Raw genomic sequence first — 20,760 nt, forward strand, 5'->3', positions numbered from 1 at the left:
TTTACAACGGAGGCAACATGGAATACGAGCAACAGGTGATTGTGGCCGGGGCCGGTCCTACTGGTCTGCTCAACGCACTGGGCCTGGCGCAGCAGGGGCTGGACGTAACCGTCGTCGAACGCTCTGCCGAGCCGAACGACGCCCCGCGGGCGATTCTCTACCACTGGTCCACCCTGGACGGCTTGGAACGGCTGGGGCTGTATGACGACGCAACCCAGGCAGGATTCCTGAAACAGGACTATGCCCATCACGTCCGGGACACCGGCGAAACAATCAATTACGGTTTGAAGGCCTTGGAAGGACGGGTCAAGCACCCGCACAACCTCCACCTCGGCCAAGGTGCACTGGCCAGGATCATCCTCCGCCACTTGGAACAGCTGCCCAACGCCCGCGTCCTGTGGGGACATAAGATCACGGGGATATCCCAGGACGACTCCGCCGTCACCGTCACAGCTGAACATGATGGGAATCCCGTCCAGCTGCAGGCCCCCTGGCTAATCGGCGCTGACGGAGCCGGATCCGCAGTGCGCAACGCTTTGAATCTTCCGTTTGAAGGCTTCACATGGCCGGAGCGCTTCGTTGCGGCCAATATCCGGTTCCCCGATGACCGCAAGGGCTGGGCACAAACAACGTTCTACGTTGACGATGTCCTGGGGGCAATCATCGTCAAGATCGACAATTCCGGCCCGCATGGGCTCTGGCGATATACCTACATGGAAGACGCAGTGCTCCCCGAAGAGGGAGTGGTGGAGCGGTTGCCAAGGTTCCTGGAGCAGATCTTTGGCCCCGAAGTCGCTGCAGGCACCACCTTGGATGCCATCGCACCTTACCGGATGCATCAGCGCAGTGCCCCCACCTACCGGGTTGGCCGCGTCCTCTTGGCCGGCGACGCTGCCCATGCAACCAACCCCACAGGCGGCTTCGGCCTGACCATGGGCCTGTTCGACTCTTATGTACTGAACGAAGCATTGGGAGCAGTCGCCTCAGGAAAAGCTGGAGAGTCCGTCCTGGATGCCTACTCGGAACTACGCCGCTCTGCCTTTATTGATAAAGCCAGTCCGCGCGCCACCGCGAACAAGCGGCTGATCTTCCACTCCTCTGACCCGGTTCAACGGGACAGCGATCTGGAGCTGTTCCGGCGAATGGGCAACGATCCCGAACTGGCGGCAGAGGTTCTGTACTTCACCAAAACGCTTGAAACGCCGTCGCTTGTCCATGCCTAGACGTCAATCCGCCTTCGCCTGCAAGCCGGCACCACTACTTTTAGGAGTTTCACTATGCTTCCTCTGAGCGGCGTTACTGTCGTCTCTCTTGAGCAGGCGGTGGCAGCACCCTTCGCCACCCGCCAGCTCGCCGATCTTGGCGCCAGAGTCATCAAGATCGAACGGCCCGGAGTGGGTGACTTTGCCCGTGGGTATGACGAAACCGTCAAAGGCATGGCAAGTCACTTTGTGTGGCTGAACCGGTCCAAGGAGTCAGTGGCCCTGGATCTGAAGAGTGCCGAGGGAAATCGTGCGGTGCACCAGTTGGTCCGCAACGCTGACATCTTCATCCAGAACCTTGCTCCCGGCGCAGCGGAGCGCTTGGGACTGGGCGCAGGGGAACTGCGTGCCGAGCGGCCTGAGCTGATCCATGTATCCATTTCCGGCTACGGCGCGGATGGCCCGTACTCATCCAAGAAGGCCTACGACCTGCTGGTGCAGTGCGAAGCCGGGCTGTTGTCCATTACGGGCACCGACCAGACCCCGTCCAAGGTGGGCATTTCCATTGCGGACATTGCCTCGGGAATGTACGCCTATTCAGGAATTCTTACTGCGCTGCTCCAGCGAGGGCAGACCGGCGAGGGGGCAACGATCGAACTGTCCATGTTGGAAGCGCTCGGTGAATGGATGGGTTACCCCATGAACTATGCCGTCTATGGCGATGCGCCGCCCCAGCGGACAGGATCCTCCCACGCTGCGATCGCCCCATACGGCCCCTTCACGTGCGGCGACTCCCGTCAGGTTTTCCTCGGAATCCAGAACGAACGGGAGTGGGCAACGTTTTGCGGAAGTGTGCTCCGGCGCCCGGACCTGGCAGTGGACGAGCGGTTCCTGCGTAATTCCCTGCGCGTACTGCACAACGCGGAGCTCACCGCGGCAATCGAGGAGACGCTCGCCGGATACACGGCTGAGGATGTGGTGGACCTGTTGGAGAACGCCGGCATCGCCAACGCATTACTACGTGACATGCGCGGCTTCGCCGATCACCCCCAGTTGAGGGCACGCAACCGCTGGCGCCAGTACGACTCACCGGTTGGAACCCTGAAAGCACTCATTCCTCCGGCAACGTTCTTGGGCCAGGAACCAGTGATGGGCAGGGTGCCGGAAGTCGGCGAACACACGGAGCGCGTGCTGGCGGAGTTCAAAGTGCTGGAAACGTCATGAGTACTTGGAAGAAGCTTCAGGATGCCCGCTCCTTTCTCTTTGTGCCCGGTGACCGACCCGGGCGTTTCCGGAAAGCGGAAGAATCCGGCGCTGACGTTGCAGTGCTCGATCTCGAAGATGCCGTGAAGGTCGGGAACCGGGACATGGCACTGCAGGAGGTCGTAGCGTGGTTGGCCACATCGGGCCGGGCGGTAGTGCGAATCAGGGCAGGACAGGATGTTACGCCTCTCAAGGGGCTCCCGGGCCTGCTGGGGGTCATGGTCCCCAAGGCGGAGCGCCCCGAGGACGTGATCGGTGTCCATGAAACGCTGGATCGTCCCGTTATTGCGCTGGTGGAGTCCGCTGCGGGCGTCCTGGCAGCAACGTCGCTGGCCGGTGCCCGGGGTGTGGCCCGCCTGGCCTTCGGAGAGCTCGACCTGGCGGCAGACATTGGGGCCCAACCCAACCACCGCGCCATGTTGATGGCTCGTTCTACCCTGGTGATGGCCTCCCGTGCATCCGGCTTGCCAGGGCCGGTGGACGGCGTGACAGCAAAGTTCGACGACGATGCAGCTTTGGCGCGGGACGTTTGTGCTGCCATGGAGCTGGGGATGACCGGAAAGCTCCTCATCCATCCCCGACAAGTTGCCGTTGTCCACGACACTTTCCACCCCGGCGATGATGATGTTGCGTGGGCCAGGCGTGTCGTGGGATCCATCAACAGCGGGGGAGGTGTGGCCACGGTCGACGGGGCCATGGTGGACGCTCCAGTACTCCGCCGCGCACGCACCATACTGGTCCGCTTCGGCTCCGGCGCACATGCGCCCGCTAGCAAGGAAGCAGAGGGCGCAGCGTGAGTCACTCCATGAATGACCGCCCGGTGGCTGTCATCACTGGCGCAGGTGGCGGACTCGGAAATGACATCGCAGACCGTCTGGCGGATGACGGTTTCGATCTGGTCCTCCTTGATATGTCCGGGCCGTCGCTTCAGTATGCTGCCGCGCGATTGAAGGAGAGGGCCCCGGAGGCCAAAGTGCTGACGTTTTCCGGGGATCTGGCCGACGAGGCCATGGTTGCGGAGGTGTTCGCCCGTATTGAGGCGGAATTCGGCCGCATTGATGCACTTGTCAGTGCTGCCGGGGGAAGCGGCACGGCGGTGGTCCGTGAATTATCCGAGCTCAGCGGCGAGGTATGGCGCTCGGTCATTGATGGCAACCTCACCAGCACCTTCCTGTGCGCCCGGCACGCAGTACCGGTCATGCTGAAACGCGGCTACGGGCGGATCGTGAATTTCTCGTCGCTGGTTGCGGACGGGCTTGCCGGCCCGTCGGGCACCGTGGGGGCCCGCCTGGCTTATGCGGCCTCGAAGGGCGGAATCGTCAGCCTCACAAAGCAGCTGGGCAAGGACCTTGGCGGCACCGGAATTACCGTCAATGCCATCGCCCCCGGGTTGATCCTTCCCACCAGCGGCAGGGTCAGGGATTCGTTCGAGGCGATGACGCCGGACGATAGGGCTGCCACCTCTGCCGCGATTCCCGTTGGCAGGCCTGGAACCGGCCACGAAATCGCCGCAGCTGTGGCCTACCTCGTATCGGACGCCGCCGCCTTTACCTCCGGAACCGTGTTGCACGTCGACGGGGCAGCGTCATGACCTCCGCAGCAATCACCAAGGAAGGACCTGCTATGAAGACTGTTCCCCTGATCATGTTGCCAGCTTTGGGCGCAGACTCCCGGCTATGGCAGCCGGTCATTGATGAACTCAAGGGGGAGTTCGACTGTACAGTGATCCGCGGCGAAGGGCGGACCATCCAGGCCATGGCTGATCACGTTCTGTGTTTGGCGCCTGAGGAGTTTGTGCTGGTGGGGATTTCAATGGGAGGTTATGTCGCGCTGGAGGTAGCGCTCAGGAACACGGGGCGGGTCAAGGCCCTGGTTTTGTTCAACACCTCCGCAATTGCCGCACCCGAGGACCGCCGGGAGAACTCCCGGAACCTTGTGTCCCTCGTAGAATCCGGAGGGTTCCAGCAAGCCATCAGTCGCACGGCCCCGGCCGTATCCCGGGGAATTCCCGCGGTCCTGAACGTCGTGGAAACCATGACCAGGGATCTGGGCGAACGGGTCTTCGTCGACCAGCAGCTTGCTGTGCTGGACCGCAACGACCGTCGGGATGATTTGGCGGGGCTCAACTGCCCGGCCCTGGTTGTTGGAGCGGCGGAAGACACCATCACGCCACCGGAACTGGGCGAAGACCTGGCCACCGGACTCCCGGATGCCCGCTTTGTCGTGATCGAAAAGAGCGGGCATTTTCTTCCCCTGGAGCAACCGAGGGCAACAGCAGCGGCGCTCAGGGCTTTTCTTCAAGATCACTCTCAGCAGATATCGAAAGGAAGTCAGCCATGACCACGGATCTCGGCCCGGAATCCCTGACTGAGGCTGTCATTGAAAGCTTCAAGAACACCTCGGATGAGCGGCTCAAGGCCATTCTGGAAAGTTTGACACGTAACCTCCATACCTTTGTCCGTGAGATAAGCCCCAGCATCCCGGAGTGGGAGGCGGCCATCGATTTCCTCACATCGACGGGTAAGAAGTGCAGCGACGTCCGGCAGGAGTTCATTTTGCTCTCCGACGTCTTGGGAGTTTCCATGTTGGTGGAGACCATCAATGACGCAGAGACACCGGATGCAACGGATTCCACCGTGCTGGGGCCCTTCCACATGGTGGAGTCCCCGGCCCGGGAGCTTGGCGAGAACATCTCACCGGAGAGCGGCGGTGCGGTCTGCGTGGTCCGGGGCAAGGTCCTTTCGGTCGATGGCAGTCCCCTTCCCAATGCCCGGATTGACGTCTGGCAGGCCAATACCAAAGGCTTCTATGACGTTCAGCAGCCCGGGATTCAGAGCGTTGGCAATGGCAGGGGTCTCTTCATAACGGACGACGACGGCGCCTTCTTTTTCCGAAGTGTTGTTCCCAGCTACTACCCGATTCCCACAGACGGCCCGGTGGGGGACCTGCTTGAGGCCACGGGCAGGCACCCTTACCGGCCCGCGCACATCCACTTCATTGTCGCTGCGCCGGGTTTCAAGGAACTGACAACCCATATCTTCATCGGCGGTAGTGAATACATTGAATCCGATGCTGTGTTTGCGGTTAAGGAAAGCCTCATAACGCCCTTCACTACCAACGAAGACCCTGTGGCTGCCTCAAGATTCGGTGTGGGTTGCCCTTTCGTTGAGGGGGTCATTGACATTCGGCTGCACCCCGAAATCCAGACGTCCAAGCAGCATGTCCATGTCCCCGAAGAGGTGTCCCGATGAAGGATTTCAGTTATCAAGCACTGCCGATGCGGGTGGTTTTCGGAGCAGGGTCCATCAAGAAACTCTCCGAAGAAGTTGAAGCCCTGGGCCTCAAGCGAGTGTTGGTTCTGTCCACCCCGTTCCAGGAGGAGCTGGCCAGGGACATCTCCCGGCAACTGGGCGATGCGAGTGCGGGTGTCCATGCTGAAGCGGAGATGCATGTACCTATAGAGTCAGCACACCGTGCCCGTGCGGCAGCGAAGGCCGCAAATGCTGACGGATACGTTGCAGTGGGAGGCGGGTCCACCACCGGATTGGGGAAGGCCATTGCCTTGGAATTCGGCGCCCCCATCATCGCGGTGCCTACAACCTATGCCGGATCAGAAATGACCCCTATTTGGGGGCTCACCGCCGACGGTGAGAAGAAGACCGGCCGCGACCCCAAAGTGCTGCCAACAAGCGTTATCTATGATCCCGACCTGACGTTGACGTTGCCAGTGGGGATGTCGGTGACTAGCGGTTTCAACGCCGTAGCACATGCGGTGGAAGCCCTCTACGCGCCCGATGCCTCGCCCATCATCTCCCGGATGGCGGAAGAAGGAACGCGCGCCATGATCAGTGCCTTGCCATTGATTGCGCGAAACCCAGGCCATCCAGGGGCCCGATCGGATGCCCTTTACGGTGCTTGGCTTTGCGGGGCAACATTGGGGGCCACCACGATGTCCCTTCATCACAAGCTGTGCCACATTTTAGGGGGCACCTTCAACCTCCCGCACGCTGAGACACACACGGTAGTACTCCCTTACGCATTGCACTACAACGCCGCATTTGCCCCCGAGGCCATCGCAGCACTTCAGCGAGCCACTGGAGCCGAAGATCCGGCAGGCTACATCCGTCGGCTGAGCGTGGAACTGGGCGCCCCGGCTTCACTGCGGAGCCTCGGGTTGGACGACAGCGACGTCGAGACGGTTGTTGACATGGCAACCCGCAACCAATACGCCAACCCGAGGCCGTTGACGGAAGAGGGAATCCGCGGACTCGTGACGGCCGCCCTCAACGGGGACGACCTTACCTCCAGTGAGACATATATTTTATAGATACATAGCCACATATTTTGGTATTTGTGAAATATCAGCGCCAGTCCCACAGTAGAGGAAAGCGGTGATTCAGCTCACTTTGAAAAAGACGGGAAGTACGGGCATGCTCCATAAAACTACGGACATAGCGATCATTGGGGGCTCGACGGCGGCACTCCGCGCGGCAGAGGCCGCAAGCCGCCGGGCACCTGGCCTCAAGGTCACGGTCATCAGTTCAGAAGAGCACTTGCCGTATGAGCTGCCCCCGCTGTCCAAGATCCCCTTAAGCGATGAGCTCGATATCGAGTCGCTGATCTACCCTTCGGCGCGGGCCCTCCAAGAGCAAGGCGTGGATTTTCAACTGGGAGAAAGCGCCACGGCCCTGGATCCACGGCGCCGGGTGATCAGCACACACCAGGGCGATCTCACGTACCGCGCAGCCGTGATTGCCACGGGCTGTGAACCAATCATGCCTCCCGTTTTCCGCGGCGAAAGGGACGTTTTCGTGTTGCGGCGCTTCGAAGACTCGGTGGCCCTGCGCCGTAGCCTCGCGGATGCCGGTCGCTCCGTTGCCATTGTGGGCGCCGGCTTCATTGGCGGGGAATTCGCATCCACGGTTACCGGCGCCGGGCGTGCGGTGTCGCTGATTGACCTAGCCGAGCACCCGTTGATCCGCTTCGGCGAAGCCATTTCCACTGTTTACGAGGATTTGCACCACATCAATGGGGTGGACACCTTTTTTGGAGTGGGTGCAACCGGCACTGTGGAACGGGATGGCCGGCGATTTCTGACACTCAGTGACGGTCGTGAAGTCGCCGCAGACGTGATCGTAGTGGGGGTCGGGGTCCGGCCGGCCGTTTCGTGGTTGGCCTCTTCGGGTATTGAACTCGAGAACGGAATCCTCACAGACCGCTACCTCCAAAGTTGCCAGGGCGTGTTCGCAGCGGGTGACGCCGTGAGGTGGCCCAACGGCCGCTTCGACGCCACCATGAGGATCGAGCACTGGACGACGGCGGCGGAGCAAGGCCGCGCGGCGGGGCTCAATGCCGTCAGCTTCGTGGAGAAGGCGCCCCTCACTCCGTTCGTCAATGTTCCCTTCTTCTGGTCCGACCAACACGGTCAACGGGTGCAGTGGGCCGGTTATCAGACGGCGGGACAACCAGTCCTTTCCAGTCGGAGTGATGACGGATCGATGTTCTTTTTCCGTGAAGGTGACTTCGTCAGTGGAGTCCTGGCCTTTGAGCGGCGCCAGGAATTCGTTCAACTCCGCGCCAAGCTTCGCCGGCCCGTCACCTGGGGCGAACTACCGGACCTTGTTGCCGGGCTGGAGCCAGCCATCGCAACGGTCCCAGTGCCATGACCGCCAGCCGCCGTCGATACGTTTCATGCCCCTGCGGCTCCCTTCTTGAGGGGGGCAACGACGATGAGCTTGTTCTTGAGGTGCAACGCCATCTGAGTGAGAGCCACCCGGGCCTGCAGTACGGGCGGGACCAGATCTTGTTGCTGGCCTACTGACCCGCGGCCGTTATCGGGCCCTTCGTGGGGTCACCACAGCAATTTAACGCGCATCAAAACAAAGGAGTTTCAGTGTCAGTTAAATCATCCGGCCGAATGAAGACGGTGCTCTTCTCAAGCTTCATGGGTACAGCGATCGAGTTCTACGATTTCCTGCTCTATGGGTTGGCGGCAAGTCTGGTGTTCGCCCCTCTTTACTTCGCCAACATGTCGCCGGCGCTGGGCATCGTGGCGTCCTTCGCCACTCTGGCGGTGGGATACCTCGCAAGGCCCCTTGGCGGATTGATCTTTGGGTACTTTGGGGATCGCCTTGGACGGAAGCGAATGCTCGTCCTGACCATGCTGATGATGGGAGGCGCGAGCTTCTGCATCGGGCTTCTGCCAACGCAGGCGATGATCGGACAGTGGGCGCCCTTACTGTTGATTCTGCTTCGAATCATTCAAGGCATCGCCGTGGGCGGGGAATGGGGTGGTGCGGCGCTAATGGCCATGGAGCACTCAACCCCTGAGCGGCGCGGCTTCTCCGCCAGCTTCGCCAACATGGGCGGCCCGGCCGGCGCGGCCCTCGCCACAGTGGCATTTACCCTGAGCAGTTTGTTGCCGGAGGAACCCTTTTTGAGCTGGGGATGGCGCCTGCCCTTCCTCTTCAGCGCTGTTCTGGTGGGCATGGGACTCTTCGTGCGACTCAAAGTGGCAGAATCGCCTGTCTTCCTGGAATCACAGCGGCAAGCGGCATCGTCACAACTACGCCGCGTACATCCACTCCTGCAGGTCCTCCGGAAATACCCCCGCGCGGTGGTGGTCGCTTGCCTCGGAACGATCATGGCTTTCGCGGTCCAGTCACTTTTGGCTACCTTTGCCATGCCGTATGCCGTTGCAGCAGGACATAGCCGCTCGGATGTTCTCTGGATCAGCCTGGCCACACAGGTGATCCACGTGTTCACCATCCCCATGTTCGCTGCTTTGTCCGACAGGATAGGGAGACGCAAGGTGATGATCACCGGCGTCGTAGGCATGATCGTCCTGATTCACCCGCTGTGGCTGATGATTGGTGCCGACAACCTGGTGTTGCTGTTCTTGGCTTTCCTGATTGGGAACCCGTTGCTCCAAGCCATGGTTTACGGACCCACCGCTGCCTTCATCTCCGAGATGTTCGGTGCGGAATCACGCTACACAGGCGCATCCTTGGCATACCAGGTGTCTGCGACTTTGGGCGGCGGGCTGGTTCCTCTTGCAGCCACTGCGCTTCTGGCAACGCGTGGCGGCAACGATCCCATCTATGTCTCCGCCCTCATCGTGGCCATCGGCATCATCAGCCTCATTGCGCTTTTGGTACCTCAACGCCCTGCCAAGGAAGTGGCGGCGGAGGATGCTGGAGCCGCGGTTTCAGTAATTTGATTCCTGCTTCACCATAAAGCGGAGTGCCCCGGTTGATGCCGGGGCACTCCGCTTCCTGCACTCGCGGCACTCATGGGAACCGGCTCACCGGGTGTTCAGCACGTCCTGCCCACTGAAATGAACCACATGGGGTGCCTCGAGGCAGTGGGCCAAGAGAATCTTGTAAAGATCTTCAGCCTGGGATGTGCCCGGAAAGACAACTGTGTGGTCCTCGAGGCTTTCCCACCCCACCCTCAGCAAATAGGTGCCGGGCATATCCACGCTGGCCTGCAACTCCACTGAATGGCAACCTTGGGCGGCCAGCAACAGTTGAGTAGCTGCGGCAAACTCTGCAAGAAACTCTTCTTCAGTTTCAGGATTGATCCTGAGCTCTGCGTGTTCGTAAATCATCTGTTACCTTTCCCAAACCTGTTACGTGCGATCTCCGTATCCTGCCAAAAGGAGGTTGCTGGTAATTAATAATGTATCGGAAAACTGAAGGGTTCGTACTCTGCTCTTTTATTGCAAACAGAGGGTCTCGTGGCATATGCAAGGGCTATGGCAATTGTTGAATTTAGTATTTGTTCCTGGGTTCAAAGACGTGCACGCTGGTCATAGTCGCCTGCAGAAGCGGGCACAGCACGAAACTCAATGAGGAGTTCCCATGACCACCACCGGTATCAGCCTCGGAAGGCTGCTGGGCCTGCACTTCGTCTCGCCATCCACCCCCCGGTCCCCGTCTCCGAGGTTGCCCGGCCCCCGGACTTCCGGGAGTATTGTGGCTTACCCTTGGGCAGGCTGGGATGTTGAAGATCCGGACGATGGAACGCCCCAAGTCCCCTTCAGCAGCTGATGGCCGACCCACACGCTAGGGACCGGATGAGCGGCCTGCAACCCATGTGGCAACTTGGGTGCGCGAGGTAAAACCAAGCTTCGAAAGAATGCGTTCGATATGTCCGCTGACAGTTCTCGGGGACAGCACCAGTTCGGCGGCTATCTCCTTATTGCTTTGCCCCCGGGCCACAAGGTTGGCGACTTGCTCCTCCCGCTCAGTCAGCGTGGGTCCGCTTGTGGTGAACGCACCGACGAACTCCGGCCTCTTGGCCCGGCGGCTGGCATGGCGTCCGTCATCAACGGCGCGTCCGGAGGGCGAAACGTAGGACGTCGTGGCCAGGCTCAATGCCAGCTCAACAGCCTGGTCATTGGACAACGACTGTCCGCTGTTCAGAATCGTCTGGAAGCGCGACTCTCCCAATCCGTTCCGGATCCGATCGGTTGTTTGCGTTGAGTCCATCGCCAGAGGACCGAAGGCCAAGACAGTGGTGCCGATCCCTTTCCATACAGATTGGGTCGCGCGAAGAAGTGTTGCCGCTGTTTCCAGCTGGCCACTGGACGCCGCCGTCCACGACATTTGCTCTACGACGAGTGCGATGCATAGTCCGTCGTGAAAATCCCGCTGGATTTCCAAGGCCTTGACCTGGCATGTTCGGGCTTCATCAAGCCGGCCCAAGTGCCAGTAACAGAGGCCCATGACGGCGTAACCGTAAGCAAGGCTCCACCGTTCCCCATGCTTTCCGCTTTCATTCAGGACCTCCTGGCACGTGGCCAAGGCTTCCTCGATCCGACCCCCGTACATCTGGGCCCACGCTAAAAGGAACATCGCCGTGAGTTCGGATGCGGGGTCTTCTTGAAGGCGATGGACAATTGCTGCTTTGTTGAAAAGTTCCATGGCGGGCCCGATCCGGCCTCCAAGAACCTCGCACAAGGCTTGCCAGTGATCCGCATGTGCGGCCAGAACAGGGTCTTCAAGTGATCGGGCGATCTGACGGCATTCGGCCAGAAATGCTTCGGCATGTCCGCGATCACCCTGGAGAAGGGCCACCCACGCTGCCACCCACAGAGCGTTTCCGCGTTGTGGTGTCATGTCGGTGGCGAGGGCAAGCATCCGTTCCAGCCATAGACGCCCGTCAGAGAGTTTTCCGCCAGCTATCCAGTGATACCTCAGCAGGGCCGCCAGCTCCATCCCGGTTGTTTCCTCCCCGGGAGTGCTTGCTGACCATTCCAAAGCCAAGAGGATGTTGGTGTGGTCCCGATGTGCGGCAGCAAGCCGGCTCGATTGCGCAGGCCCACACCATGCCGCGACCGTGTCGGAAGCCTTTTGGAGGTAGTGGTTCCGCTGCCGCCGCCGTAGGTCGGCCGCTTCGCCCCGACGCTCAAGCAGGGATGCTCCATACTCGCGGAAAGTCATTAGTTGCCAGTACCGCCGCGGCTGGTCGCTTGTGGAAGCGTGATCGATGACATTTCCGGCAACCACCAGCGATTTTGCAACAAGGTGGTCCAGGAGATCCAGGATGTCTGCCTTGCTGATCTCCTCGAAGCCGCAGACTTCCTCGGCCGCTTCGACGTCGAAACCGCCTGGAAAAACTGAAAGCCTCGCCCACAATGTTTGCTCTCCCGGGGTACAGAGCTCGTAGCTCCAGTCCACCAGGGCCCTTAGAGTCTGTTGCCGCGGGATGGCGGCCCGGCTTCCGCCTGTCAATACTTCAAAGCGACGATCAAGTCTTTCGACCAGCTGGACCACGGAGATTGAGCGAAGCCGTGAGGCCGCGAGTTCGATTGCAAGTGGTATCCCATCCAGCATCCGGCATAGTTCGGCGATAGCCTGCCGGTTGCCGTCGGTGACCTCGAATCCGGCATGGACGCTTTTGGCGCGGTCAACCAGCAGTCGGACGGATTCAAAAGATTCAATGGTTCCGGCTTCGATATCAGCGGCAGCGGGGGCGCTGAGCGGAGGTACCTGGTAAACCTGTTCGCCGAAGATCCCCAAGGGCTCCCGACTGGTGGTTATGACCCGCAACTGGGGTGCAGTCTCCATGAGTTTTGCCACCAAAGCGGGCACTTCGCCGAGCAGATGCTCGCAGTTATCCAAAACCAAAAGGAGCTGGCGGTCCTGTATGTAATCCGCAAGCCTTTCCGCGGGTGACCGGTTGGACTGATCGGGCAGGCGCAGGGATGCGGCAATCTGCGAAGCCACCAGGGAGGCGTCGTCCAGCGCTGCAAGCTCAACGATCCACACGCCGTCACGAAACGCCTTCCGGGTGCGGGTGGCCAGCTCCGCTGCAAGCCTGGTTTTCCCGACACCGCCGGGGCCGGCCAGCGTCAGGAGGCGGGAACGTGACATCAGCTCCCTTGCTGCTCCGAGTTCATTGCGTCGACCAATGAAACTCGTCAGGTTGTGGCCCCCCAAGGAGCCAACAGTCACTGCCTCGTTACTCATGACCCTCCTGTGATGCAGACAACAATACAGGTATCGGATGGGGTCATTTGACCCGTCCAATGCCACGTGCAGCGGAGCACACTGGATGCAGTCACAACAACTCTTTGGACAAATTGGAAGGTAAGCGCGATGAGGCGCAGAACAGCTAATCCAGCAGCGTGTCGGAACGGCGCGAATGTACCACTTCCCGGCATTGGGGGATCTGCTGGAGATTCCATTTTCTTTACAAACCTCAAAGCTGCGGATGATGTGGGCAATTCATGGACGGCGGACAACATCTGGCCGGGCTGCGAAGACTCGTATTCCGCCCAGAGGGCGTCGATACTCCACGAATCTTATTACATCAAGCAGCATCTGGAAGATTGCTGACGAAGATTTCAAACTTCACTTGAAGATCAGCGGTATAAGTCTGCCGATTTAATTTTATCCACATGAAAGAGGAACCATGACAGCGACGTCAATCACCGAATTGTCCGATATCAACGTGCCGGATTCTGAGCTGGTAGCCCGCGCTACCGCACTGGTTCCCTTGGTAAGGGAGTTCGCGGCCCAGGGTTCAGAAGCCCGCCGTGTGGCTCCGGAAGTAGTTGCAGCTTTGGAGGACGCCGGCCTTTTCCGGATGTTGGTTCCCAAACGTCACGGGGGAATGGGGGCCTCCTTGCGTACAGCGGTAGAGGTAACCCAGGAGATTGCCCGGGGTGACGGTTCCACAGGCTGGGTAACAACGCTGATGATGGTGGGCACCGGCTTCGCTTCAACCTTCTCCGAGCAGGCCCAGGAGGAAGTGTTCGGCAATAATCCCTTGGCCAAGGTGGCAGGAACATTCAGCCCCGGAAGCAAGAGTGAACGCGTTGAGGGTGGCTACCTTGTCAGCGGCCGGTGGCCGTATTCTTCAGGTTCTTTCGCTGCAGACTGGGCAACGCTGGGTGTATTGCTCGACGGTGATGATCCCATGGCGCTGGCGTTGATTCCCGCGGAAGCCTGGACGATTGAGCCAACCTGGTTCGTGGCTGGGATGAAGGGCACCGGCAGCGACACGATTGTCGTTCAGGACCACTTCGTGCCGGATCACCGGGTGCAGCGCCTGAGCAACATGCTCAGCTCCAACTTCTTGTCACCGTACAAAGACGATCGCATGGCAAATGTCGCTTTCAACGCTGTTGCAGCAGCGATCCTGATTGCTCCGCAGATCGGCCTGGCACGCCACGCACTGGAGATTACGTTGGCCAAGCTCCCGGGCAAGCCGGTGGCGTACTCCATGTACAGCAACGCCAAGGATTCACCGACGCATCAACTGGCAGTCGCCAAGGCAGCTTCGAATCTGCACATGTCCGAGCTGCTGTTGAACCGCATGTGCCTGGACATTGATACCGCAGCCGATGCCGGTGAGCAGCTGGATCTTCCTACGCGGGCGCGTATTCGTAACGACACCGGGGTTATTGCCGAACTTGTTGGTCAGGCAATCGATGCCCTGATGACCGCCAACGGCGCCGGGTCATTCGCGGAGGCCAACGTCCTTAACCAGATCTGGCGGGACTCCGAAATCGCCGCCCGGCACGCTTTTGTCACTCCTGAAATCGGCAAAGAAGCCTACGGTCGGGTCCTGATGGGCCTGGAACCAACCATCAACCTTTAAGGCACGGTCACCAATGTCCATCCCCACCATTCCCGAAGCATCAGTTGAGGACCCATCACGTATCTACCGCCGCGTGCTGGGCCATGTGCCAACAAGCGTCGCGGTAGTGACAGCCGGCACCAGGTCCGGGCCGGTAGGAATGACGGTAGGTTCCTTCACATCCGTGTCATTGGAACCGCCCTTGGTGGCGTTCTTCGTGGACAAGGCATCTACAACCTGGCCCCGGCTCTACGAAGCAAGCCATTTTGGAGTCAACATCCTGGGGCAGGACCAAACCGCGCTCTGCAAGGCATTCTCACGGCGCTCGGAAGACCGCTTCAGTGAAGTCGACTGGACCCCGTCCAGCAGGGGAGTGCCCCTGCTCAACGACGCCATTGTCACCTTGGAATGCACCCGCTACAAGATCGACCTCATAGGGGACCACTACCAGGTTGTCGGCCGCGTCGAGTCCCTGGAACTTCGGGCCACAAACCCGCCACTCATCTTCCTGCAGGGCACCTTCCTGAACCTCCCGGCCTGATGCCGCGGTGTCCTGAATTTCCACAACTCTTAGCTAGGAGAACACATGTCCCTCATCGTTGAGAAGCAACATGATCTGGACCGAAGGCACTTCTTTATTGATGGTGTGTGGGTCAAGCCAGCCGGGGATCTGCTCCGGGACCAAGTGGAGGCAGCTACTGGTGAGGTCATTGGTGTAGCGGCCATGGGGACGGAGGCAGATATCGATGCCGCTGTCCTGGCAGCGCGGCGGGCCCTCGATGAAGGGCCCTGGGGCAAAACGACGGCACAGGAACGGGCTGAGGTTCTACGGCGTTTCGCCAATGAGCTGAATCTGCGGTCCGCCGGCACTTCCGAACTGGTTTCCAGGGAGAACGGCATGCCGATCGGGCTCTCACAGATGCTGAATGGAGGTGCTCCCGGAGCCCTCCTGAACATCTATGCCAACGTGATTGAAAACCTGGCATTGGAAGAAGTGCGCACCAGCCAGGCAGGGTCCACCATCGTCCGGAGGGAGCCGGTAGGTGTGGTGGGCGCAATCGCACCATGGAATTTCCCTCAAGCATTGGCCATGTTCAAGATTGCGCCGGCCCTGGCTGCCGGTTGCACGGTGGTCCTCAAGCCGTCTCCGGAAACCGCCTTGGATTCCTACGTCTTTGCTGATGCGGCCAAGGCTGCAGGACTGCCTGACGGTGTCCTCAACATTGTCCTGGGGGATCGGGACGCAGGGGCCGCGCTGGTGTCACATCCTTTGGTGGACAAGATCGCCTTCACTGGTTCCACGGCTGCCGGCAGGATCATCGGCGCCGAATGCGGTCGCTTGATCCGTCGATGCACCCTTGAACTCGGTGGCAAGTCAGCCGCCGTGTTCCTCGAAGATGGTGACGTTAATACTCTGTTGGCCGGACTGGACAACGCGTCCTTCCTGAACAACAGCCAAACGTGTACCACCCAGTCACGCATCCTCATTGCGCGCTCACGCTACGAGGAAGTCGTAGAAGCGGTGGGGAGCTTTGCTGCCTCCTACAACGTAGGGAACCCGCTGGATCCCACAGTGACAATGGGGCCTATGGCTACCAGGGAGCATCTGGCGCGGGTGATGGATTACATCGAGATGGCAAAAGCCTCCAGCGCCCGTCTGGTGACGGGGGGAAGCCGTCCTCCCGGGGCTGACAAGGGGTGGTTCGTTGAGCCCACCGTCTTTGCCGACGTCGCCAACAGCGACCGCCTGGCCCGGGAAGAGGTCTTTGGACCGGTCATGGCACTGATCCCGTTCGACGACGACGAGGACGCTGTGCGGATGGCAAACGACAGCAACTACGGTCTGGGCGGATCCGTGTGGAGCGCCGATGAGGACAGGGCCTTGTCTGTGGCCCGGCGCGTCCGCACAGGAACCATAGGGCTGAACTACTACACGCTGGACCTCGGGGCCCCCTTCGGCGGGTTCAGGGATTCCGGAGTGGGCAGGGAACTCGGACCCGAGGGCATCAACGCGTACTTGGAATACAAGTCGATCTACGCATCTGCCAAGTACCTCAGCGCCTGACACCGGCCGCCAGGCCAACCCGACGTAAACCGGAACGGTTTGCAGTGGAAGGAGACAACACCAAATGACTACCTCAACCGAAATTGTCGCAGCCTACTTTGACGGCGTGAAGGCCGGGGACGCAGAAGCCGTAGCCGATCTGTTTGCTTCGAATGCGCGGCTGACCAATGCTGCAGGAACCCTACAAGGCGCCGATGCCATCAGGCGGATGTACCGCAACGGACTCACCGCCGGAAAAATGACGCCCAGCCCCCATGCTCCGGTGGTTCATGGAGACCACGTAGCTGTGGAGATCGATCTGGATGCCAACGGAGTGAGCCTCAAACTGGGCGATTTCTTCACTATCCGGGACGGGAAGATCCAGGGCCTCACCATCTACAGCCTCACTCCAACGGACGCGCGCGTCTTCGAGGACGTCGGCGTCGACCCTCTCACGTGAGCGGGCATGGATCCAACAACGCACCAGACCACTAAATACCCAGGAGAACTCATGAAGATCGCTGTTTTTGGCCCCCACCGACGTGTGGGCGTCATCGTGGAAAACAAGGTGGTGGACGCAAATGCCGCCTATGCAAAATATCTTGCTGAAACCTCCGAGGAGGCGCGGCCGCAGGCCCGGGCCGACGCAGAGGTCCCGGCGGAGCTCGGGGCGTTCATCACCGAAGGAAACCGGGCACTCGAAGGCGCGCAATCCGCCGTCGACTATTTGTGGTCCAAGGCCGCCGACGATCGGGGACGCAATGGAGAGGTCCTGTTCTTTGACCTCGGGGACACCGATCTGCACGCCCCGGTGGCCCAGGGATCCCGGATCTACTGCGCGTTGGCCAACTTCTTTGACCATATGGAAGCCGCCAGCAAGAACAGCGCGGGAAATGACACCGCCGAAGTCCTTGACCGGCTGGTTCAAGGCGGACCCAAGTATTTCCTGAAAGACCACCGGGCAGTAGGGGCGGATGGGGAACCTGTGCGGTACCCCGCCAGAACCCGGCGTCTGGACTATGAAGCCGAAGTGGCGGTCATTGTCGGGAAGCAGGGCCGGGACATCGGCCGGGATGATGCCCTTCCTTACATCTGGGGATACACGCTTCACAACGACTGGTCGATCCGGGACAACGTTTCTTTTGGGCCGGACTTCATGCACTCAAAGAATTTTGATACCTCGGCAACCATCGGGCCATGGATCGTTGTCAACGAGGGTCTTGACCCGCAGGATATTCCGCTGGAGTGCCGGGTGAACGGCGAGATCCGGCAAAGCGGAAATACCAAGTCGATGGTTCACGACTTCTCCACCTTCATCCAGCATCTGTCAGCGGACACCACCCTCTACCCGGGTGATCTCATCAGCAGCGGAACACCCAAGGGAACCGCGGTGGATTCAAGCCGCCAGCAAACGGATGGCTCACACCCGGATGCCTTGTTCGTGAAACCCGGCGATGTGGTGGAGGTGTCCTCGTCCCTTATTGGCACCATTCGAAACGAAGTCATCAGCCCGAGTGCCTGAGAATTCCGATCACCTCCCTGCCCGGGTGTAGCCCAGGCTTTCAAAGGACCACGACAAAGAAAGAGCATCATGAGCGAACAGCAGCACAACGTTGGCGGTGTGCTTTACGACCGTCCCTTCAAAATCCGCCGGCTGAACCACTTCGGCATCAGCGTCGAAGACACCGGTGCATCGTTGGCCTTCTACAGGGATCTTTTGGGGTTCCACGTGGCGGACGCCTTGAACCTTGAAAAGTACGATCCAGGCACGTGGCTCGATGGCCTTGCCGACAAACACATCTATTTCCTTCGCCACAACAGCGATCACCACACCTTCGTCCTGATGCCGAAGGCCTGGGTGGACCACATGGATTCGCCGGCCAGGGGCGATCTCACCATCAACCAGATCACATGGCAGGTTGGCAGCCTCCGCGAAGTGGTCCAGGCCCGGCTGTGGCTCGAGTCATTGGGCAACAAGATCGAACGGTATGGCCGGGACCCAGGTTCCAACTGGCACACCTACTTCCCGGACCCCACAGGGCACACCAACGAGCTCGAATACGGGATCGAACAGGTGGGATGGGATGGGCGAAGCAAACCCGAAGTCCTGTGGCCGTGGGCCAATGAGCACCCATCGCTGCCCACGAAGTCCGAGAGCAGCGAGTTGGCCGATGCTGAAGCGCAGGGTGTGGACCTCACCAGTGGTTACCGCTGGGTGGACGAGTTGCCCAAAACGTTCGACGTCGGCGGCGTTCTCCTTTCGCGACCCTTTAAGCCAGTGCGTATTGGACCGGTCAGCATTTTCGTCGAGGACGTCGCGGGCGCTGAAGAGTTCTACACGCAACGGCTCGGCTTGGTAAAGAGCGAAGAGACGATGGTGGACGGCCACCGTGCGGTCTTCCTGAGGACCAATACCGAACACCACAGCCTGGGACTCTTTCCGATGGAACTCCGGAAGAAACTCGAGGTCAGTGAGCACACCACGCTGCTTTCTTTCGGCATTCAGCTTGGTTCATACGAGCAACTGAAAGCTGCACGCGCTTATCTCGAAGAGCGCGGAGTCAAGCTTCTCGATTTGCCGCAGGACATCCACCCTGGTGTCGATTACACGGTTCACGCCGTAGATCCCGACGGCCACGTCATGCAGTTGTACTACTACATGGAACAAGTGGGATGGGACGGCTCTGTCAGGTCACCTTCGCAACGGCGCGTTGTCGATCCCGATGTTTGGCCCGAAGCGCTTTCTCCCATGTCCGATACCTATGGCGGGGAGACGTTCTGGGGACCGCTCGGCTGACATTGCACCACCCGCAGGACCGTTCCCGCCAAAGAGGCCGGGAACAAGAAACCGAACAAAGGAGGCCTGAAGTGGGCCGTATCATCATCAGCGGGGCGTCGGGAGATCTTGGACGCAGGGTTACTGAACTGCTTTTGGCAGCTGACCCGGACATCGAATTGACTCTGGTCTCGCGTACCCCGGAGAAGTTGTACAGACATAAGAATCCGGGGATCCGCGTCATGCGGGGCGATTACCAAGAACCGGAATCCCTCAACGAGGCCTACAGTGGTGGCGACGTCCTGTTCCTCATCAGTGGACTTAACCTTGGCCGACGGGTAGCGGAGACCAGGAACGCAATTGCTGCGGCACAGCATGCCGGTATCCGTCACATCGTGTACACCTCTGTGGGTGGTATCCATCCCACCAACCCGGCACTCTCAGCCCGGGACCACTATCAGAGTGAGCTTGATTTGAGGGAATCCGGTATGGCCTACACCTTCCTCCGCAACGCGTTGTACTCGGAAATCATCAGCAATATCCTCGTCGCTCCAGCGGCGGCCTGTGGTGTTATGGCACAGGCTACCGGACATGGGCGGTTGGCGCCGGCCGCCAAAGCTGATGTCGCCCGCAGCGCCGCCGCCGTACTGCTTGCCGCAGAAAAACATGAAGGTGCTGTCTACGAAATCACCGGACCGGAGCTTTTGACTTTTGAAGACATTGCCCGCATCGGGTCGGAGATACATGGCGCACCCATTGACTATCAGCCGATTTCCGCTGATGAGCGTCTCGCCTTCTTCGATTCAATCGGCATCCCGAGGACTTACGACCCCTCCATGCCGCCCAGCGCCGACGGTCACATGTGGGCAAGCGATGAATTGGTCACTGCCGAAGTCGCCATTGCCGAGGGGTATCAGACCCTTCTTTCAGGTCACGTACAACTGATCACCGGGCGCAATCCGGAAACACTGAAATCGGTGATGGAAGCCGTCAAATCCGTACCGTACGACCAGATCCCGGCAAACGTGTCCTAAACCCTCACAAGGGCGCCAGCGACAGGACGGCTTCGATCAAGATTGATGTGGCGAAGCCGTCTTTTCGCTGAGTCGTCCAGAAATATACCGACAAACGACGAAAGGTGACGCTGGTGACGCTCCACAACTACCCGGAATGGAACCGATTACTGGGAGCGGTCGTCGAAATACGCAGGGATGATCATGTGATCGCGACGGGTACGGTTCAAAATGCCATGCATGACTCATCAGTTCTCTGGCTCGCACCAGAAGGGCTTGAGTCGCGCAGGATGTATGTCGCCGCGGAGGGATACTCGGCCTGGGTTGAACCATTTAAATTGACCGGAGAAGCCACATACCGAATGACCTCCT

General features: G+C 59.9%; 19 protein-coding genes. 17 read left to right on the forward strand and 2 right to left on the reverse strand.

Annotated features, from left to right (window positions below; all coding sequences use genetic code 11):
- Positions 1-17 precede the first annotated feature (17 nt).
- The 9 genes from M1D89_RS00350 (at position 18) to M1D89_RS00390 (ending at position 9,684) form a co-directional block, all read left to right on the forward strand.
- Positions 18-1,223: an FAD-dependent oxidoreductase gene (locus tag M1D89_RS00350; RefSeq protein ID WP_498643721.1), complete on the forward strand. Its 1,206-nt coding sequence runs from the start codon at positions 18-20 to the stop codon at positions 1,221-1,223.
- Positions 1,224-1,277: 54 nt separating this feature from the next.
- Positions 1,278-2,426, forward strand: coding sequence for a CaiB/BaiF CoA transferase family protein (locus tag M1D89_RS00355; RefSeq protein ID WP_498643723.1), 1,149 nt, complete (start codon positions 1,278-1,280; stop codon positions 2,424-2,426).
- Positions 2,423-3,262 carry an HpcH/HpaI aldolase/citrate lyase family protein gene (locus tag M1D89_RS00360; RefSeq protein WP_354225968.1) on the forward strand — a complete coding sequence of 280 codons (840 nt, stop codon included), beginning with the start codon at positions 2,423-2,425 and terminating at the stop codon, positions 3,260-3,262. Before M1D89_RS00355 ends, M1D89_RS00360 begins: the two co-directional genes overlap by 4 nt.
- Before the next feature lie 8 nt (positions 3,263-3,270).
- On the forward strand, positions 3,271-4,056 hold the full coding sequence (locus M1D89_RS00365) for an SDR family oxidoreductase (protein WP_498643725.1): 786 nt from the start codon (positions 3,271-3,273) through the stop codon (positions 4,054-4,056).
- On the forward strand, positions 4,053-4,805 hold the full coding sequence (locus tag M1D89_RS00370; RefSeq protein ID WP_498643727.1) for an alpha/beta fold hydrolase: 753 nt from the start codon (positions 4,053-4,055) through the stop codon (positions 4,803-4,805). Before M1D89_RS00365 ends, M1D89_RS00370 begins: the two co-directional genes overlap by 4 nt.
- Positions 4,802-5,716 (forward strand): dioxygenase family protein, encoded by a 915-nt coding sequence (locus tag M1D89_RS00375; protein ID WP_498643729.1) that lies wholly within the window; start codon positions 4,802-4,804, stop codon positions 5,714-5,716. The genes M1D89_RS00370 and M1D89_RS00375 overlap by 4 nt, the downstream gene beginning before the upstream one ends.
- Positions 5,713-6,792: a maleylacetate reductase gene (locus M1D89_RS00380; RefSeq protein WP_498643731.1), complete on the forward strand. Its 1,080-nt coding sequence runs from the start codon at positions 5,713-5,715 to the stop codon at positions 6,790-6,792. The genes M1D89_RS00375 and M1D89_RS00380 overlap by 4 nt, the downstream gene beginning before the upstream one ends.
- A gap of 64 nt (positions 6,793-6,856) precedes the next feature.
- Positions 6,857-8,131: an NAD(P)/FAD-dependent oxidoreductase gene (locus tag M1D89_RS00385; RefSeq protein ID WP_498643733.1), complete on the forward strand. Its 1,275-nt coding sequence runs from the start codon at positions 6,857-6,859 to the stop codon at positions 8,129-8,131.
- A gap of 227 nt (positions 8,132-8,358) precedes the next feature.
- A complete protein-coding gene (locus M1D89_RS00390) occupies positions 8,359-9,684 on the forward strand; it encodes an MFS transporter (protein WP_498643735.1) in 1,326 nt (441 codons plus the stop codon).
- A gap of 84 nt (positions 9,685-9,768) precedes the next feature.
- On the opposite strand, the gene M1D89_RS00395 is transcribed toward M1D89_RS00390, so the two are convergent.
- Positions 9,769-10,074: an antibiotic biosynthesis monooxygenase family protein gene (locus M1D89_RS00395; RefSeq protein WP_354225982.1), complete on the reverse strand. Its 306-nt coding sequence runs from the start codon at positions 10,072-10,074 to the stop codon at positions 9,769-9,771.
- A 253-nt stretch (positions 10,075-10,327) separates the two neighbouring features.
- Between M1D89_RS00395 and M1D89_RS00400 the strand changes: the two genes are divergently transcribed.
- A complete protein-coding gene (locus M1D89_RS00400) occupies positions 10,328-10,516 on the forward strand; it encodes a hypothetical protein (protein WP_498643738.1) in 189 nt (62 codons plus the stop codon).
- 15 nt (positions 10,517-10,531) lie between these two features.
- Here M1D89_RS00400 and M1D89_RS00405 read toward each other — a convergent pair whose 3' ends face one another.
- Positions 10,532-12,940 carry a LuxR C-terminal-related transcriptional regulator gene (locus M1D89_RS00405; protein WP_498643740.1) on the reverse strand — a complete coding sequence of 803 codons (2,409 nt, stop codon included), beginning with the start codon at positions 12,938-12,940 and terminating at the stop codon, positions 10,532-10,534.
- 445 nt (positions 12,941-13,385) lie between these two features.
- Here M1D89_RS00405 and M1D89_RS00410 point away from each other — a divergent pair, with 445 nt between their 5' ends.
- The 7 genes from M1D89_RS00410 to M1D89_RS00440 all read left to right on the forward strand — a co-directional run bounded on the left by M1D89_RS00410 (position 13,386) and on the right by M1D89_RS00440 (position 20,409).
- Positions 13,386-14,576, forward strand: a complete 1,191-nt coding sequence (locus tag M1D89_RS00410) for an acyl-CoA dehydrogenase family protein (protein ID WP_026546643.1) — start codon at positions 13,386-13,388, stop codon at positions 14,574-14,576.
- Between the two features lie 13 nt (positions 14,577-14,589).
- Positions 14,590-15,096, forward strand: a complete 507-nt coding sequence (locus M1D89_RS00415; protein WP_354225988.1) for a flavin reductase family protein — start codon at positions 14,590-14,592, stop codon at positions 15,094-15,096.
- Positions 15,097-15,141: 45 nt separating this feature from the next.
- On the forward strand, positions 15,142-16,620 hold the full coding sequence (locus M1D89_RS00420; protein ID WP_498643743.1) for an aldehyde dehydrogenase: 1,479 nt from the start codon (positions 15,142-15,144) through the stop codon (positions 16,618-16,620).
- A 64-nt stretch (positions 16,621-16,684) separates the two neighbouring features.
- Positions 16,685-17,059, forward strand: a complete 375-nt coding sequence (locus M1D89_RS00425) for a nuclear transport factor 2 family protein (RefSeq protein WP_314326041.1) — start codon at positions 16,685-16,687, stop codon at positions 17,057-17,059.
- 51 nt (positions 17,060-17,110) lie between these two features.
- Positions 17,111-18,121 (forward strand): fumarylacetoacetate hydrolase family protein, encoded by a 1,011-nt coding sequence (locus M1D89_RS00430; protein ID WP_498643745.1) that lies wholly within the window; start codon positions 17,111-17,113, stop codon positions 18,119-18,121.
- A gap of 69 nt (positions 18,122-18,190) precedes the next feature.
- A complete protein-coding gene (locus M1D89_RS00435) occupies positions 18,191-19,396 on the forward strand; it encodes a VOC family protein (protein ID WP_498643747.1) in 1,206 nt (401 codons plus the stop codon).
- A 71-nt stretch (positions 19,397-19,467) separates the two neighbouring features.
- Positions 19,468-20,409 (forward strand): SDR family oxidoreductase, encoded by a 942-nt coding sequence (locus M1D89_RS00440; RefSeq protein WP_498643749.1) that lies wholly within the window; start codon positions 19,468-19,470, stop codon positions 20,407-20,409.
- The last annotated feature ends 351 nt before the right edge of the window (positions 20,410-20,760 follow it).

This window comes from Arthrobacter sp. D3-18, assembly GCF_054408525.1.